Raw genomic sequence first — 15,283 nt, forward strand, 5'->3', positions numbered from 1 at the left:
AGGGTTTGGCTGTTCGCCAATTAAAGCGGCACGCGAGCTGGGTTCAGAACGTCGTGAGACAGTTCGGTCTCCTATCCACTGTGGGCGTTGAAATTTGAGAAGGCAGATCTCTAGTACGAGAGGACCGAGATCTACAGACCTCTAGTGTATCAGCTGTTCTACCAAGGGCACTGCTGAGTAGCTACGTCTGGTTTGGATAACCGCTGAAAGCATCTAAGTGGGAAGCCGTCTTCAAGATAAGATTTCATTAAGACTCCCGGTAGACGACCGGGTTAATAGGCAGCAGGTGTAAGTCTAGCAATAGATTGAGCCGAGCTGTACTAATTGTCAATTCTATTTAACCACAAGAACTGGGATTAAATAAAAATTTCCAGAAGAAGTCCCGTCGTTTACGAACGACTGGATGCTTCTGGTGGTTTTAGCGAAGGGGTAACACCTGTTCCCATCCCGAACACAGCAGTTAAGACCTTCAGCGCCGATGATACTCGCAAGGGAAAAGTAGGTCATCGCCAGTTATATCAGAAAACCTCGGATTTATTCCGAGGTTTTTTGTTTGACCAAAATATTGTTTTTTGCTACGATATCAATTACTTCTTCGTTGCGGCCTGCTTTCTTGCGCGGCCATATCCACCCCGCACGCGGGAGGGCCATACTAGCGGCCGTTAATAGATGACGACCATGGTTTGGCCCTTCCGCACCTCCACTTTTTTGCTCTTTATCAATACCTTTCCCGAGGAAGACCCCTTCCTCGTTTCCTTCCGCTCCAGGAAGAACCCCACCGGCCTATGAGAGCCCTCACCGCGCCCTTGCGCGCAAACCCCAATGCACCACTCTCATCGCCGGTGGTTTTTCTTATAGGGTAATTTATTGACATTGTTTTTTGTATGATATAGTATGATATTATATAAACTTATATGGATAAAACCCGCCTGACAATCACTTTAGATAAAGACATCCTCGAAAAACTGGATGAATATATTGATGGCGCTAGGATTCGTAATCGGTCGCACGCTATTGAGTATGTGTTAAGCAAATATTTTTCGCCGAAAGTTCGTAAGGCACTCATTTTGACTGGTGGTAAGGCTACTAGCTTGCCCAAAGGTATGATTGAAATCAATGCTCGTCCGGTGCTTGAACATACGGTTGAGAATCTTCGTCGCTATGGTGTTCGGGAAATTATTTTTTCCCTTGGCCACCAGGGGGAAAAAATCAGAAAGCATTTTGGTGACGGCTCGCGGTTTGGTATTAAAGCTACTTATTTAGAACAGGGTAAATTTCAGACCGGTACGGCCCAGCCGATTATGCAAGCCAAAACAGAGTTAGGCAATTCACCGTTTATGGTAATTTATGGTGATGTCATCGCTCAGCTTGATTTGGATGACATGATGGATTTTCACTTGTCTCATAATGGTCCAGTCACTATTGCGTTGACAGCGGTTAATCGTTCCAGCGATTGGGGGGTGGTGCGTATTCAGGGTTCGCGGGTCTATTCATTTTTGGAAAAGCCGGATAATCGACGTGATCTGTCAAACATCATTAACGCAGGAGTTTATATTTTTGACCCAGAAATTTTTGATTATCTTAAAGACGCTACCAGACTGGAAAAAGATGTCTTTCCAAAATTAGTTGAAGAACGTAAACTTTTTGGCTATATTTTTGCGGGGGACTGGTTTGACGTTGGTAACAGTGAAAGTTATAATCGGGCAATTAAAGAATGGAAAAATTGATATTGAACGTTTGATTTAGGTTCCGACTAGGAGTGGAGCGGAGTCTGAACGGAACGTTCAAAACTGAATAAAAGAAAAACTCAATAGGAGTGGCAGGCATGAAAGTGCTTGGAAGTGTAACGGGTATTCTTGGTATCGTTTTCGATATCGACAACACGGTGTATTATCGAACCGATGAGTATTTGGCTGCAGGCAGCCATAACGAAGTTGTGGAAGTCGCTAAGATTCTCGGTGTTGAACCGGCGGAAGCTCAGCGACGTATCGCGGCTAAGCGTCAGGAAATCGCTACTCAACAAAACCGCAAGGTCGCGTTGACGGAAGGTGTCTTGGCACTTGGTGTTACTCGCCGGCAGTGGGATGTTTTGCGCTGCACAGCGTGGAACCCCGAAAAATGGATTCAACCGGATTCAGAAATGTCGGAACTGATGCGGCGCCTGGCAGACAGATTTACCGTCTGTTTTGGCACCAATTCGCCGTCGGAAATCGGCGAACGCATTATTGAACTGATTGGTATTAGGTCAACAGTGCCCAAGGTTCTGGTTTTCGGACCAGATAACATTGGACACTCCAAGCCTGATCCGCAGTTTTTTTCGTTGATCGCGCAAGTAGCGGGTCTGGATCCTGCTACTTGCCTTTCGATTGGCGATCGCGAATTTTCCGAAGGGCCGCCCGCACTAGAGGCTGGTTACGCTGGTGCAATAATTGTTCCTGGCAGCAGGGACGAAACACTTCAGGTTGGTGAAATGTTGCTTAGCAGGACGCTTAGCGCACAAACGCATATGGAGGGAGGTGTTAGCAGATGAAACAACAACCCACGTTTCAGGATTTAATCGCCGGCCATGTTCGGCCCGGTGCAGTGTCGATTATCGGTATTACGGGTCAGGCAGGCGCTGGCAAGAGCAACCATATTGCGCCGTTGGCGAAAGCGCAAATCGAAAGCGTTGGCTACCCCGCTGAGATCCTTGGACTTGACGTCTTCTTCAAACTTTCCAGCCGGGCTCGTAAGGCTTGGCTGAATGAGGATGGTGTTGACCCCGAAGAACTCACGCGGCGCGCGGACCAAATGACCTGGTGGGATTTTGATCGGGCACAGTCGGCGCTCAACGACCTGTTGGCACATAAACCCCTTCATTTAGAGGGCGTCTACAATCGTGCTGACGGCGGCGAGTTGACCGGCGAAGTTCATATCGTGCCGCCAAAAGAAGGTATGGCCATTCTCTTTGATGGAGTTGCTATCTGCCATCTCCAGGGGATGTGTGAGATTGCCTATGTTCATACCCCGGCCAGCGTTCGGCTTGAACGTTTGCGTGCTCGCGATCGTCACCGTCAAGGTGCGGAAGTGCTTGAACGCTTTCGTTTAACCCAGGCGTTTGAAGTCCCGTACTTTCACAGCCATTGGCACCACTTGAGCTGCTGGCTCGACAATTCGCGCCAGGATCCGCTGGTCTTGTCGTCACTTGACCAGACGTTTGCCCTGTCCGAAGACGGGCTACCTGGACAGATCATTGCATTTGATGAAAAAGCCGGCTAACAAGCCGACTCGTTCATCACCGGCGATTCATTTACAATGTAAACTGAATCGCTTTTTATTTTTATAAAGTATGTATTACCGCAGGATTGATATCTGACAGCGCATCAACGGTTGTATCGGCAGCATTAAGGGCTCCCGGTGGAGTATAGGGATGATTGATGCCAATACATTTCATTCCCGCATTTTTAGCAGAACCAACACCATCTTTAGAATCTTCAATTACAACACATTCAGCCGGTGTGACGCCCAATTTTTGCGCGGCCAGCAAATAAATTTCCGGGTCAGGCTTGAGGTTAGTGATTTGATCAATTGATAAAATCACTTCAAAATATTCTTTAATCCCAAGCCAACGCATCATACTTTCAATCATTCGTGATTCGTTCTGAGAGGCTAGTGCCAGCTTAAATCCCTGGCCTTTGAGCAGCTCAAGCAGTTTTTTGCCGCCGGGCATTGCCTTGACGTATTTGTCAGGATCAGTGTTAAATGCTTCTCGTTTGTTTTGGGTTAATTTTTTTACGTCGATTTTTTCTTGTTGTTCGGGAGTCAATATGTCATTCCAGAAATCTTTTGATTTGCGCCCGGCTTTATATTTAAAATCTTCATCTTTCAGGAAGATGCCATAATCCTGTCCAAGAATTTTTTGATAAAACTTAAAGGTTTCTTTCTCGGTTTCAATTAAAACCCCGTCCAAATCAAATAGTATTGCTTTAATCATATAGTCTATAGTATCAGTAATTTAATTATTAGACAATAATAAAATTTTTTGACATAAAATTTATATAATTTTAGCTAATTTTAGCTAAATTATGTATTTATCCACAATTTTGTCAGAAAAAAATTGACAAGATTTAAAATTCGTTATACTATGGCTATTATCTCTATGGTTGAAAAAACCCTCCAAAATTTGGGTCTGGAAGACAAGGAAATTAAAGTATACCTGGCTTGTTTAAAGTTGGGCCCTTCGCCAGTGCGTAAAATTGCCGAAAACGCTGGCATTAATCGTCAAACTGTCTATGATATTTTAAAGGGGTTGATCGGTACCGGCTTGATTAGTTATTACCATAAAGATAAGCGTCAGTATTTTATTGCCGAGGACCCATCGCGACTTAAAGATGTTTTACGTCAACGCCGGGACTTGTTGGAGAAAACTGAAACAGAAATGAGTGAGATTATTCCACAGCTTAAATCAATTTATAACAATGCGGCCGTTAAGCCGGTTGCTAAATTTTATGAAGGGTATGCCGGCATCGAATTAGTTTTGAAAGACGTTATCAAGAGTTGCCGGGACGGATCCGAAAAATCATACTATGTGTATTCGGCTGCAAGCATTAAAAGATATTTATATAATGTCTACCCTAATTTTTCCAAGGATCGAATTGATTCTGGCATTGGGGTTAAAGTAATTTCAATCGGTCCCGGCGGAGAAACCCGGGGACTTGATGAGCGCAAGTGGCTGACAAAAAAAGACAGTGCACCGACCTATATTTTAATTTATGCCGGCAAGCTAGGGATGATTTCGGTTGATGCTAACGAGAAGCCAATTGGTGTTATTATCGAAGATAAAAATATTTATCAGACTCAAAAAATGATTTTTGAGTTTGTCTGGGAGAATCTATAATATGTGTGGTATTGTCGGATATGTTGGGACTAAGGCGGCTTCGCCGATCTTGCTTGATGGCCTAAAACGTTTGGAATATCGAGGCTATGACAGTGCCGGTATTGCGGTTTGGGATGGTCATAAAATTAATGTTTTAAAAACTCGGGGTCGAGTCAAAGAATTATTTGATGCCGTTTCTGCAAACCCTTTAAGCGGCACGGTCGGCATCGCTCATACGAGGTGGGCCACTCATGGTGAGCCAAATGAAGTGAATGCTCATCCGCACGGGGATAATGATGGCAATGTTTTTTTAGTGCATAATGGTATCATTGAAAATTATAAAACGCTGAAAAATGAGCTGGAAAAAGAAGGCCATATTTTTAAATCAGAAACCGATACAGAAGTATTGGCGCATCTTATTGGCAAATTATTGAAAAGTAGCAAGAGCTTAGAGGAAGCAGTCAAAAAATCGTTGCACCTGGTTAAAGGGGCATATGCGATTGCAGTGATGGCTAATAGTGAGCCGGGTACTTTGGTGGCTGCTAGACTGAGTAGCCCGTTACGCATTGGTATTGGTGCTGATCAATTAATTATCGCGTCCGATCCATCAGCGATTTTAAGTTATACTCATCAGGTTATCACTCTGGGAGATAAAGAGGTGGCTGTGATCAAAGATGGCGAATATGTTATTTCTAGTCTGGATGGCCAACAGCCGATTGATAAAGAGGTGGAAAAAATTGAATGGGACATGGAACAGGCAGAAAAAGGCGGCTTTGATCATTTTATGTTAAAGGAAATTATGGAACAACCCGAAACGGTGCGTAATAGTTTGCGTGGCCGAATTATTGTTGAGGAGGGCCGGTCAAAATTAGGTGGGCTTGAGTCGGTTGAACATCGTTTGCGTCAAATTAAACGTTTGACCATCGTGGCCTGTGGTACAGCGTCTTATGCCGGCTTGATCGGAGAATATATGCTTGAAGAATATGCCGGCATTCCAACGGAAGTCTCGGTAGCGTCAGAATTTAGGTATCGTAAGCCAATTTTAGACCCAGAACAGGATGCGGTGCTGGTGTTGAGTCAGTCGGGAGAAACTGCCGACACTTTGGCGGCCGTTAAAGAAGCCAAAGAAAAAGGTGTTTTAACGCTTGGTATTGTTAATGTGATTGGTAGTACTATTGCTCAGGAGACTGACGCCGGCGTCTATAATCACGCCGGACCGGAGATTGGCGTTGCATCTACAAAAGTATTTGTTTCTCAGGTTACAGTGTTAGCTTTGCTAACATTAATGCTCGGTCGTCAGCGGCAGATGTCGATCGTGACAGGTAAACGCATTGCCGAAGAGCTGCTTACTATTCCAAAATATATTGAAGAGGTTTTACAGACTAATGAACGAATTAAAGGTGTGGCTCAAAAGTATGCGAAGTTTAAAAACTTTTTTTATCTGGGACGAAAATATAACTATCCAATTGCTCTTGAAGGAGCATTAAAGTTGAAAGAGATTTCTTACATTCATGCTGAAGGGGGATCTTCCGGTGAATTGAAGCACGGCCCGATTGCCATGATTGATCCGGAATTTCCGACGGTTTTTGTTACTCCCAAAGACAGTGTCTATGAAAAAAACCTTTCTAACTTGCAGGAAGTTAAGGCGCGGCAGGGAAAGATTATTGCTGTGGCCACCGTTGGTGACGAGGAGGTCGCTAAAGTCGCTGATGAGGTTTTTTACATTCCAAAGACTTTAGAAATGTTAACGCCCCTGTTAGCCGTCGTGCCGCTGCAGCTTTTTGCCTATCATGTTGCGGTTGCCTGTGGTCGCGATGTTGATAAGCCGCGTAACTTAGCTAAAAGCGTAACCGTTGAATAATATGGCAATAAAAATCCGTTTACTTAAATCTAGCGACCTGAAACCCGAAAGTGGTTTTTGGAAAACTTTAGCTCACCTTGCTCCGGGCAAAAAGGTTAGCTATCGTCAAGCAGTTCAAGCTTATCGCCGAGCCAAAAAGCAAGGCAGCTATATTTTTGTTGCTATTGAGCCTGTTACTAATCAAATTGTTGGTACGGTTACGCTGTTGGTTGAGCAAAAGTTTATTCGCAATCTGGCTTTGGCCGGTCATATTGAAGACGTGGTTACTCGCAAAGGTTTTGAAGGTCAAGGTGTGGCCAGCCAATTAATCAAAGCAGCCTTAAAAAAAGCTAAGGTTTTGGGTTGCTATAAAGTGATTCTGGACTGTCGTAAAGAGCTAGTTAGTTTTTATCGTCGATTTGGGTTTAAAGCGGCTGAGGTGGAAATGAAGATTTATTTTAAAAAATAGATTTAAGGAAACTTAATTATTATAAATTATGAAAGCACTCGTTAAAAAGCGACCCACTAATCCGCCTGCCTGGTATGTCGGTTTAGATTATATTGATAAACCTGAGCCATCAGTTACCCCCGAACGTCCGGTAAAGGTGCAAATTATTTCAACCGGTATTTGTGGAACTGACGTTGGTATTTATCAGGGCAAGGATTCATTAGCTCAAAGTATGGCTAAAAACAAAGATGAGGAGACTATTTTGGGCCATGAGTTTTGTGGTCGAATTTCTGAGATTCATGATTCTGCTAAAACGGAAGTGGCCAGCTTACTGCTACGTAAAAAATTATTGAATAAAAAATTAGCTGATTATGTCGAAGGTAAAACTGCTAAGCAACTGGCCTCCGGTGCTGATTTTGTAGAGTTTTTGAATAAGAATTTTTATGTTAGCGCCGAAATGCATTTTACCTGTCTTGAGTGTTTGCAGTGTCGGACCGGACATCAGCACGTTTGTAAAAAGACAATCGGCAAGGGCATTCATGAAGACGGCGCGTATACTGATTTTATGGTTGTGCCGGCAAACCGACTGGTATTATTTGAGGTAGGGGAAGTGCCGCCGGAAATTATTAGTTTTATGGATGCGATTGGTAATGGCGTTCATACTTGTCAGTCGGCCGACCTTGTTGGACGAACGATTTTGATTACCGGCGCGGGCTTACAGGGGCTGATGAGCTGCGCTATTGCTAAACAACTTGGAGCGGGAAAAATTTTTATCACCGATGTCATACCCGACAAAGCGAGTCTCGACAAGCTTGGCATTGCCAAAAAAATTGGGGCGGACTTTACTTTTAATGTGGGTAAACCCGAAGGTCTGGCCGCATTGCGCGAAACGATTGCCAAAGAAACCGATAATACCGGTGTTGATATTGTTTTTGAAATGGCCGGTCATTACAGCGCTTATAATGTGATTTTTGATAGTGTTCGCATGGGAGGCACTATTTTAATGTTAGGGTTGCCAGCTGGAAAATTAGAGCTTGATTTTTCCAATCAGGTTATTTTTAAGGGGCTGACGATTAAAGGTATTTATGGTCGCCGGGTGTTTGATACCTGGGATTTGATGCGTTATTTGTTGGCTAATGGTTTGACGGAAACTATTTTACGAAGCGGTGTTATTACCCATCAACTGCCGTTGGCAGAGTACGATCAGGGTTTTCAAGCCTTGATCAATGGTCAAGCGATTAAAGTGCTATTAAAGCCAGGAATATAAAAACATATGTATACACATAAACTAATTGAGAGCATTAATAATGAATTGCAAAATTTATTGGATCAGGGCAAGTTAAAAACGGAACGGATTTTAACCAGTGCTCAGGGTCCTGAGGTGGAAATCAACGGTAAGAAGGTTTTGATGTTTGCTTCCAATAATTATCTTGGACTAGGTAATCATAAAGCGATCGTCAGAGCGGCTAAGGATGGATTAAAGGAGTATGGTTTTGGATTATCGTCAGTCCGGTTTATTTGTGGCACTCAGGATTGGCACCGGGAATTGGAAAAAAAGCTGGCTGAATTTTTAGGTTGTGACGATGCCATTTTGTATTCCACTTGTTTTATGGCTAACCTAGGATTTTTTGCCAGCATTATCAATGAACCTTTCGGCGCAGCAGAATATCAAGATGTGATTTATAGCGATGAATTGAATCACGCGAGTATTATTGACGCTTTCAAATTGATAAAAAAAGGATCAGTGGAAAAACGGATTTATCCGCATGCTAATATGGTGGCGTTGGAAAAAATGTTACAGGAAGATGCCGATAAAAATTTCCGGTTTAAGATTATCGCCACCGACGGCGTGTTTAGTATGGAAGGCGATACAGCGCCTTTGTCCGAGTTAGTGGCTTTAGCGGAAAAATATCAAGCGCTGTTGTTTGTTGATGACGCTCATGGTGTTGGCGTTTTGGGAGAAGCTGGCGCTGGCACACCGCAAGCGTTGGGTGTTCATGGCAAAGTTGATGTTTTGAGCGGAACATTCGGTAAGGCATTGGGTGGTGCAGTCGGCGGGTATATTGCCGGCAAGAAAGAGATTATTGATTTACTGCGGCAAAAATCCCGAACATACATGTTTTCTAATTCAGTACCGCCACTAGTGGTTAAAGCCTCAATTAAGGCTTTGGAGCTGCTTGAACAAAATAAAAAGTTGCCGACAAAGGTCCAAAAAAATACCAAATATTTTCGAAGTAAAATAAAAAAATTAGGATTTAAAACATTGCCGGGTTCACATCCGATTGTGCCGGTCATGCTGGGCGAAGCAGCTGTGGCTCAGGCAATGAGTAAGCGATTACTTGAGGAGGGGTTGTATGTTGTTGGTTTGTGGTTTCCGGTTGTTCCTGAAGGCACGGCGCGGCTGCGGTTTCAGGTTTCGGCAGCACACACCAAACAGCATCTGGACGCCGCATTAGCAATTTTGGAGAAGGTTGGTAAAGAAATGAATATTATTTAAACGTATGGAAACAAAAGAATTCAAACAATTTATTATTCAAGTTTCGGCTGAAGCAGGGGAATACTTACGCAATCATTTTTATACCTTTAAAAATGTAATTGAACACGATGCTGGTAATCTAGTTACTAACATTGATCTTGAATTGGCGGAAATTATCAGAACACGTATCTTAAAGAGTTATCCGGATCACCAGGTGATTGTTGAGGGTGATGCAGCCGAACCATCCGCTGAGTACGTGTGGCTGGTTGATCCGCTGGAAGGTAGTTCACATTTTTCTCGAAATATTCCGATCTATACGGTTAATATCGCTCTGCAACATCGGGGCAAGACAATTATGGGCGCGGTAAATCATCCGCAGACCCATCAGCTATTTTTTGCGCTTCGGGGTGAAGGAGCATATTTAAATGGCATTAAAATTAATGTCTCTAGCCAGCAAGACGCTGCCTTGGCATATGTATTTGTGGAATTACCGGAAAAAAAGTTTAACCAAAATCCTGACTTTGAAAAAAGTATGAAGCAGGTTACTAACTTGGTTAAGCACTGCCGGCAGGTTGAAACATTTCGGATTGGCTCGTTTGGGCAGTGCTTAGTTGCCAGCGGTTCCTTTGATGCCTATGTTGATTTGTCTTCAACCAGTCAATCGCTAAGCCAGGCTGCCGCGCAGTTGATTTTAAAAGAAGCCGGCGGTGAACTGATTGATTTAGGTACAAACGGCAAAGGGTTTGTGCAGGTGATGGCTACAAATGCCAACCTTACTAATAATTTACAAAAGATCATTAATGAATAAATTTCAAGTTATTGTTTTGGCTGGCGGCTTGGGTAAGCGCATGAATAGCCATGATATTCCGAAAGCATTGGTGCCGCTACATGGCCGACCAATGATTAGCTACCTTTTGGACGCGATCAAAGAGGCGGATGTTTGCGCCCGCCCGCTGATTGTCGTCGGTAAGTTAGCTGACAAAGTCAAATCAGCCTTAGGCCCGGACTATGATTATGCATTCCAGGCCGAACAGTTGGGAACCGGTCACGCCGTGATGGTAAGCCGTGAACAGTTGCAGGGCAGTGCGGAAAATATTTTGGTTTTGTATTGTGATCACCCACTGGTGAGCCCTCAAACAATCAAAAATATTTTAGATACTCATGTTCGCGAACAGGAAGTGTTGACTATGGCTACCACGGTGGTTCCCGACTTTGAGGGATGGCGCTTGCCGTTTTATGATTTTGGCCGAGTGGTACGTTCGGACAGTGGTAAAATTATTGGTATTGTTGAAAAAAAGGATGCCGCTCCCGAGCAGCTTCAGATTAAGGAAGTAAATCCAAGCTATTTTTGTTTTAAGGCTGATTGGCTGTGGACTAATTTAGATCTCGTGCGAAACCATAATACCCAGCAAGAGTATTACCTGACTGACTTAGTTGACATCGCCTTTGGCCAAAATCATCAGATTGCTTCGGTTCAGATTGAGCCAAAAGAAGCTATGGGGATTAATAGTCAAGAACAGCTTGATTTAATTTCAAAATTATTGTAGGATAGGTCAATCTTTTAAGATAAATCAGCGTGCATAATCTGTGTTATACATGCTGATGTACCTTGAATTTTTAACGATTTTTGCAAGCTATGACGCAGGAAGGGTCGCGCCATGAGAAAGCTGAGTCTGGTGGTTTTGTTTGGCGGTTACGACCGCTGGGTACGTTTTGGCCCGACTCGATTGCTGGAGGCGTCGATGTCTGGCATTTTTGCTGAGGTAGTGGCTGTCATCAATCCGCCGTATGCGGGTTATGAAGCTATGATCCGGCAAACTCTGACGACTCGGTCTCGGCCAATGGCCAGCCGAATTGTCTTTTCACCTGAGAACAACATGCCGTTGGCACGCAATTTGGGTGTCAGCGCCGCAACCGGTGACGATATCATGATTTGGGATGACGACGACAGTGTTCATCCGACCAATCTACGAGTAGCGTATCGTCGGTATGTGGAGTCTGATGCGAGTGTGATGGAAGTCGTTTTGACGCACTCGGACGAAAGTTCGTTTCACCCGCAGGACGAAAACATGATGCCGCAAATGTCAGTTGCGCCTGACCTGATTGTGTTGGGTATGGTGCATACACCATTTTTCGTCAGACGTGACACGGTGTGTCGGGTAGCGTTTCCCGTTCACATGGCATTGCGTGGTGAATGGGTTGACTGGAGCACCAGGCTGTGGCGCGCCGGCATCCCGACATTTTGTTATACCGGCTTGCCGGTGGCGCGCGAAGGTGATCGTGATCGCGCTTCTGGTGCGACAGCGTCAGCCGGTGTTAACGGTAGCTCACTGAAGCACGTTTTTTCTTCAATGATGTTTCTGGCATACGCCTATGAATTTGAGCCAGACAGCTTTGAGGGAAAAATTCTTTTCCGTCGATATGTTGAACGTTATTGTCCTGATTGTGGACCTGATGTGTGGTGTGATTTGCTGGCATTGGGTCGGCAGTTGCGGCACACGTCATATGTGTTGCCTGGATATATGATTTTTCCCGGCGCATACCGCCATGCTGCCGAAGAAGCTTATGCTCATTGCCGGAGGGAACTGGCACTGGAAAGGGACGCTGCCTATCCGCTTGTCTACAACATTGCGCCATTTGGCGCGTTTAATCCGGAGCATCGTCAGGTGCTCGAAGCCGTTTTACAAACCGTGTGAGGTTTGAGTATAATGAAGGGACAGGGATGTCCCTATTTTTTTTAGAAAAATCAACAATATCATGAAATATACTTTTTTGATCCCAGTTCACGCCGCTAGAGTTTCCCGCGATGGGTATCGCCGCGGCGATGTTATGTATGATCATCCTACGCCGATTGACCAGGATGGGCCGCTGAATCGAACGCTTGAGTCTTTGCAATGTTTGGATCATGAAGATTTCAACGTTGTATTGTTGCTGTCGGCAGTAGCACCGGAGATTGCCGAAGACTCGGAAGCGTGGATTAAAGAAGTGGTTAGTCGTGCTCGTTATCGCCCTAAACAGCTGTATCTTTTTTCCCATTCCCATTTGGCAAAGTTAGCGGCGCTAATAGGTCCGGATGTAAAACAATTCTCCTCATTACTTGATTTAGGAGGGTATCCCCAGGAACGCAATATCGGCCTGCTGACGGGCATTCTTTTGAATACTGATGTGGTAATTTGGTTGGACGATGACGAACTGGTTCGGGATAAGGATTTCTTACAGAAGCTTGATGAGGGGTTTGCCCAGACGATTGAAAGTCAGCCGGTGCGGTTGATTACGGGTGCTTGTCCAGAGGGTGAAGCCGGCAGTCCGATTCGAGTTAGGCCAATGAAGCCGTGGATGAGATATTGGGATAAAATTCATTATCAAAACGAAACTTTCAAAATTGTTTTTATGAGTGAGCCTCGCTGGAAGAAGACGCCATTGTCTCATGGCGGCCTGTCGGCAATTCATCGGGAAGTTTTTTCAATAGTGCCCTACGACCCATATGCTTTGCGTGGTGAGGATATGGATTATAATTTGAACGCCAGAATGTTTGGTTTTTTGTTTGTCGCCGATAATAAATTGGAGATTAGACATTTACCGCCGCCGCGGATTCACCCGAAGTGGTTAGGATTTCGTCAAGACATGTTGCGGTTTCTCTGGGAAATTAATAAGATCAAACATCAGGAGAAGGTTGTTGGCATGAGAAAAATTACCGCCAGTGAGTTTGAGCCATATCCAGGACGATTTTTGCGTGATGATATTTATTGGTTAATTGTTCAGTCGCAATTGGTAATGGCCGGAGAGTATTTGCTGCGGGGAAAAATTTTTGATGCAACGATGGCGCTGTATAATATCTATCTTTCGCGGTTTCATAAGCCGCTGTCTCAAAACGCCTTCGTAGAATACTGCGCTTTGCAAAAAGTATGGGTAGCGTTAACTGATCGGGTCGCGAAAATAGCTGGACGCCGCGATGAATTATTCTACACATTTAAATAGTATGCGCTATATTGCCGACCTTCATCTTCATTCAAAGTATTCCCGGGCTTGTTCCAAAGATTTGGACTTGGAGCATAATGAAATCTGGGCCAAGAAAAAGGGGATTGGCATTGTTGGTACTGGCGACTTTACTCACCCGGTGTGGTTTAGAGAACTCAAGGAAAAATTAATTGAAGAAAAGCCAGGATTATTTAAAGTAAGGGGTACTGACGGCAAAGTGCTTTTTATGTTGACGACGGAAATTAGCTGCATTTATTCGCAGGGTGGCAAAGTGCGGCGGATTCATCTTTGTTTATTTGCCCCCGATTTAGCGAGCGTGGGTAAAATTAATCAGGCGCTTATTGCTCGAGGGGTTAATTTAAAATCGGATGGCCGTCCCATTATGGGACTTCATGCAGATGAAGTTGTTAAAATTGTTTTGGAGGCTAATCCCGAAAATATGGTGATCCCGGCGCATGCCTGGACGCCTTGGTTTTCGGTTTTCGGATCGAACTCCGGCTTTGACAGTTTGGCAGAGTGTTTCGGCGAAATGACTAAACACATTCATTCAATTGAAACCGGTTTGAGTTCCGATCCGCTGATGAATTGGCGGCTTTCGGCCTTGGATAATATCACCTTGATTTCTAATTCAGATGCTCATTCACCGGCTAATTTAGGACGCGAGGCTAACGTTTTTGAGATAGACCCCGACCAATTAAGTTATTTTGAAATTAAAAAAATTATTGAACAAAAAGATAAAAGTCGTTTTTTATATACCATTGAATTTTTTCCCGAAGAAGGAAAGTATCATCATGACGGTCATCGCGCCTGTGGTGTTAATTTCGCTCCGGCCGAAAGTAAAAAACACGGTGGGTTATGTCCAAAATGCAAAAAGCCACTCACTATCGGCGTGTTGAATCGGGTGGATGCTTTAGCTGATCGTGAAGTGGGCCAGGCGTCCGACGTTATTCCTTTTAAAAGCATTGTGCCGCTACCCGAAATAATTGCCGAAGTGCTTGGCGTTGGTAAAACATCAAAGAAAGTCTCGGTGATGTATGAGGAGTTGGTGGGTAAATTCAGTGAATTTGAGATTTTATTAGATCTTGATTATCCAACTTTAGCTACCATAGCCGTACCGGAATTGGTTGTAGCGATTAAAAATGTTCGTGAACAGAAAGTTGAACCAGTCGCCGGGTATGATGGTGAGTATGGAATTATTAAGACGTTAAAGCCTGGTCAGGTTAATAAACCGTTGCAGAAAGCTTTATTTTAATTTTAGACAAAACAAAAACCCCTGTTATCTTTTGGCAGGGATTTTTGTGCATGAAATCTATTATCGGCGACGTTTAGCAGCCTTTCTTTTAGCTGGTCGCTTTTTTGCTACCTTTTTAGCAGCCTTTCTTTTAGCTGGTCGCTTTTTTGCTACCTTTTTAGCTGCTGGTCTTTTCTTTGCAGCTTTTCTTTTTCGTGCTGGCATTATACTTTCACCTCCTTTCATCTCCATGGTGGAGTAAACTTTTTTGAAAAAAGTTTATTTTTTGTTTTTACTTTTAAAAAAATTTATTTTTAAAAGCTAATTTAATTATAAAGCTTTTTTTTATGATTAACAATCTTTTTTTTGTCAAACTGTGGATAACTTTAATTTTTAAAATTTTTTTGTTTCTTATTTTTTAAAAAATAAAAATACTTTTTCAAAAGTATTTTGTT

Annotated in this window: 15 protein-coding genes and 2 rRNA genes; 16 read left to right on the forward strand and 1 reads right to left on the reverse strand. The window is 43.7% G+C overall.

The genetic code is table 11. The annotated features are described in order from the left end of the window. The 5 genes from HUU49_03070 to HUU49_03090 form a co-directional block, all read left to right on the forward strand. Positions 1-344 (forward strand): 23S ribosomal RNA (locus tag HUU49_03070); the annotation flags it as partial. Between the two features lie 64 nt (positions 345-408). Next, positions 409-515: ribosomal RNA gene (gene rrf, locus HUU49_03075) — 5S ribosomal RNA — on the forward strand. Positions 516-914: 399 nt separating this feature from the next. Next, positions 915-1,727, forward strand: coding sequence for an NTP transferase domain-containing protein (locus tag HUU49_03080; protein NUM25585.1), 813 nt, complete (start codon positions 915-917; stop codon positions 1,725-1,727). A 98-nt stretch (positions 1,728-1,825) separates the two neighbouring features. After that, positions 1,826-2,530, forward strand: coding sequence for an HAD family hydrolase (locus HUU49_03085; protein ID NUM25586.1), 705 nt, complete (start codon positions 1,826-1,828; stop codon positions 2,528-2,530). Then, positions 2,527-3,258, forward strand: a complete 732-nt coding sequence (locus HUU49_03090; protein ID NUM25587.1) for a hypothetical protein — start codon at positions 2,527-2,529, stop codon at positions 3,256-3,258. Before HUU49_03085 ends, HUU49_03090 begins: the two co-directional genes overlap by 4 nt. Before the next feature lie 61 nt (positions 3,259-3,319). Here HUU49_03090 and HUU49_03095 read toward each other — a convergent pair whose 3' ends face one another. Beyond that, entirely contained in the window at positions 3,320-3,973 is a 654-nt protein-coding gene (locus tag HUU49_03095; protein NUM25588.1) for an HAD family phosphatase, read from the reverse strand. Positions 3,974-4,123: 150 nt separating this feature from the next. Between HUU49_03095 and HUU49_03100 the strand changes: the two genes are divergently transcribed. From HUU49_03100 to HUU49_03150, 11 genes are all read left to right on the forward strand, one after another. Further along, positions 4,124-4,876, forward strand: a complete 753-nt coding sequence (locus HUU49_03100; GenBank protein NUM25589.1) for a TrmB family transcriptional regulator — start codon at positions 4,124-4,126, stop codon at positions 4,874-4,876. Position 4,877: 1 nt separating this feature from the next. Then, a complete protein-coding gene (gene glmS / locus HUU49_03105) occupies positions 4,878-6,716 on the forward strand; it encodes a glutamine--fructose-6-phosphate transaminase (isomerizing) (protein ID NUM25590.1) in 1,839 nt (612 codons plus the stop codon). Between the two features lies 1 nt (position 6,717). Further along, positions 6,718-7,164, forward strand: coding sequence for a GNAT family N-acetyltransferase (locus HUU49_03110; protein ID NUM25591.1), 447 nt, complete (start codon positions 6,718-6,720; stop codon positions 7,162-7,164). A gap of 28 nt (positions 7,165-7,192) precedes the next feature. Continuing rightward, the gene (locus HUU49_03115; GenBank protein ID NUM25592.1) at positions 7,193-8,410 is read left to right on the forward strand and encodes a zinc-binding dehydrogenase; all 1,218 of its coding nucleotides are present in this window, start codon (positions 7,193-7,195) and stop codon (positions 8,408-8,410) included. Positions 8,411-8,416: 6 nt separating this feature from the next. Next, positions 8,417-9,640 (forward strand): glycine C-acetyltransferase, encoded by a 1,224-nt coding sequence (locus HUU49_03120; GenBank protein ID NUM25593.1) that lies wholly within the window; start codon positions 8,417-8,419, stop codon positions 9,638-9,640. Between the two features lie 4 nt (positions 9,641-9,644). Next, positions 9,645-10,427, forward strand: a complete 783-nt coding sequence (locus HUU49_03125) for a hypothetical protein (GenBank protein ID NUM25594.1) — start codon at positions 9,645-9,647, stop codon at positions 10,425-10,427. Continuing rightward, a complete protein-coding gene (locus HUU49_03130) occupies positions 10,420-11,166 on the forward strand; it encodes an NTP transferase domain-containing protein (GenBank protein NUM25595.1) in 747 nt (248 codons plus the stop codon). Before HUU49_03125 ends, HUU49_03130 begins: the two co-directional genes overlap by 8 nt. Positions 11,167-11,277: 111 nt before the next feature. Continuing rightward, complete coding sequence (locus tag HUU49_03135) at positions 11,278-12,315, forward strand: glycosyltransferase (protein ID NUM25596.1); 1,038 nt, start codon at positions 11,278-11,280, stop codon at positions 12,313-12,315. A 61-nt stretch (positions 12,316-12,376) separates the two neighbouring features. Next, the gene (locus HUU49_03140) at positions 12,377-13,597 is read left to right on the forward strand and encodes a hypothetical protein (protein NUM25597.1); all 1,221 of its coding nucleotides are present in this window, start codon (positions 12,377-12,379) and stop codon (positions 13,595-13,597) included. 1 nt (position 13,598) lies between these two features. Continuing rightward, positions 13,599-14,849 carry a DNA helicase UvrD gene (locus HUU49_03145; GenBank protein ID NUM25598.1) on the forward strand — a complete coding sequence of 417 codons (1,251 nt, stop codon included), beginning with the start codon at positions 13,599-13,601 and terminating at the stop codon, positions 14,847-14,849. 31 nt (positions 14,850-14,880) lie between these two features. Further along, positions 14,881-15,090, forward strand: a complete 210-nt coding sequence (locus tag HUU49_03150) for a hypothetical protein (protein ID NUM25599.1) — start codon at positions 14,881-14,883, stop codon at positions 15,088-15,090. Positions 15,091-15,283 lie beyond the last annotated feature (193 nt).

The organism is Candidatus Buchananbacteria bacterium (genome assembly GCA_013359225.1).
Taxonomy (GTDB): Bacteria; Patescibacteriota; Patescibacteriia; order Buchananbacterales; family UBA6539; genus JABWCG01.

Bases quoted from the DNA above. Each gene is read 5' to 3' on its own strand.
- HUU49_03080 (NUM25585.1), top strand. From the start codon at position 915: ATGGATAAAACCCGCCTGACAATCACTTTAGATAAAGACATCCTCGAA.
- HUU49_03085 (NUM25586.1), top strand. From the start codon at position 1,826: ATGAAAGTGCTTGGAAGTGTAACGGGTATTCTTGGTATCGTTTTCGAT.
- HUU49_03090 (NUM25587.1), top strand. From the start codon at position 2,527: ATGAAACAACAACCCACGTTTCAGGATTTAATCGCCGGCCATGTTCGG.
- HUU49_03095 (NUM25588.1), bottom strand. From the start codon at position 3,973: ATGATTAAAGCAATACTATTTGATTTGGACGGGGTTTTAATTGAAACC.
- HUU49_03100 (NUM25589.1), top strand. From the start codon at position 4,124: ATGGCTATTATCTCTATGGTTGAAAAAACCCTCCAAAATTTGGGTCTG.
- glmS (NUM25590.1), top strand. From the start codon at position 4,878: ATGTGTGGTATTGTCGGATATGTTGGGACTAAGGCGGCTTCGCCGATC.
- HUU49_03110 (NUM25591.1), top strand. From the start codon at position 6,718: ATGGCAATAAAAATCCGTTTACTTAAATCTAGCGACCTGAAACCCGAA.
- HUU49_03115 (NUM25592.1), top strand. From the start codon at position 7,193: ATGAAAGCACTCGTTAAAAAGCGACCCACTAATCCGCCTGCCTGGTAT.
- HUU49_03120 (NUM25593.1), top strand. From the start codon at position 8,417: ATGTATACACATAAACTAATTGAGAGCATTAATAATGAATTGCAAAAT.
- HUU49_03125 (NUM25594.1), top strand. From the start codon at position 9,645: ATGGAAACAAAAGAATTCAAACAATTTATTATTCAAGTTTCGGCTGAA.
- HUU49_03130 (NUM25595.1), top strand. From the start codon at position 10,420: ATGAATAAATTTCAAGTTATTGTTTTGGCTGGCGGCTTGGGTAAGCGC.
- HUU49_03135 (NUM25596.1), top strand. From the start codon at position 11,278: ATGAGAAAGCTGAGTCTGGTGGTTTTGTTTGGCGGTTACGACCGCTGG.
- HUU49_03140 (NUM25597.1), top strand. From the start codon at position 12,377: ATGAAATATACTTTTTTGATCCCAGTTCACGCCGCTAGAGTTTCCCGC.
- HUU49_03145 (NUM25598.1), top strand. From the start codon at position 13,599: ATGCGCTATATTGCCGACCTTCATCTTCATTCAAAGTATTCCCGGGCT.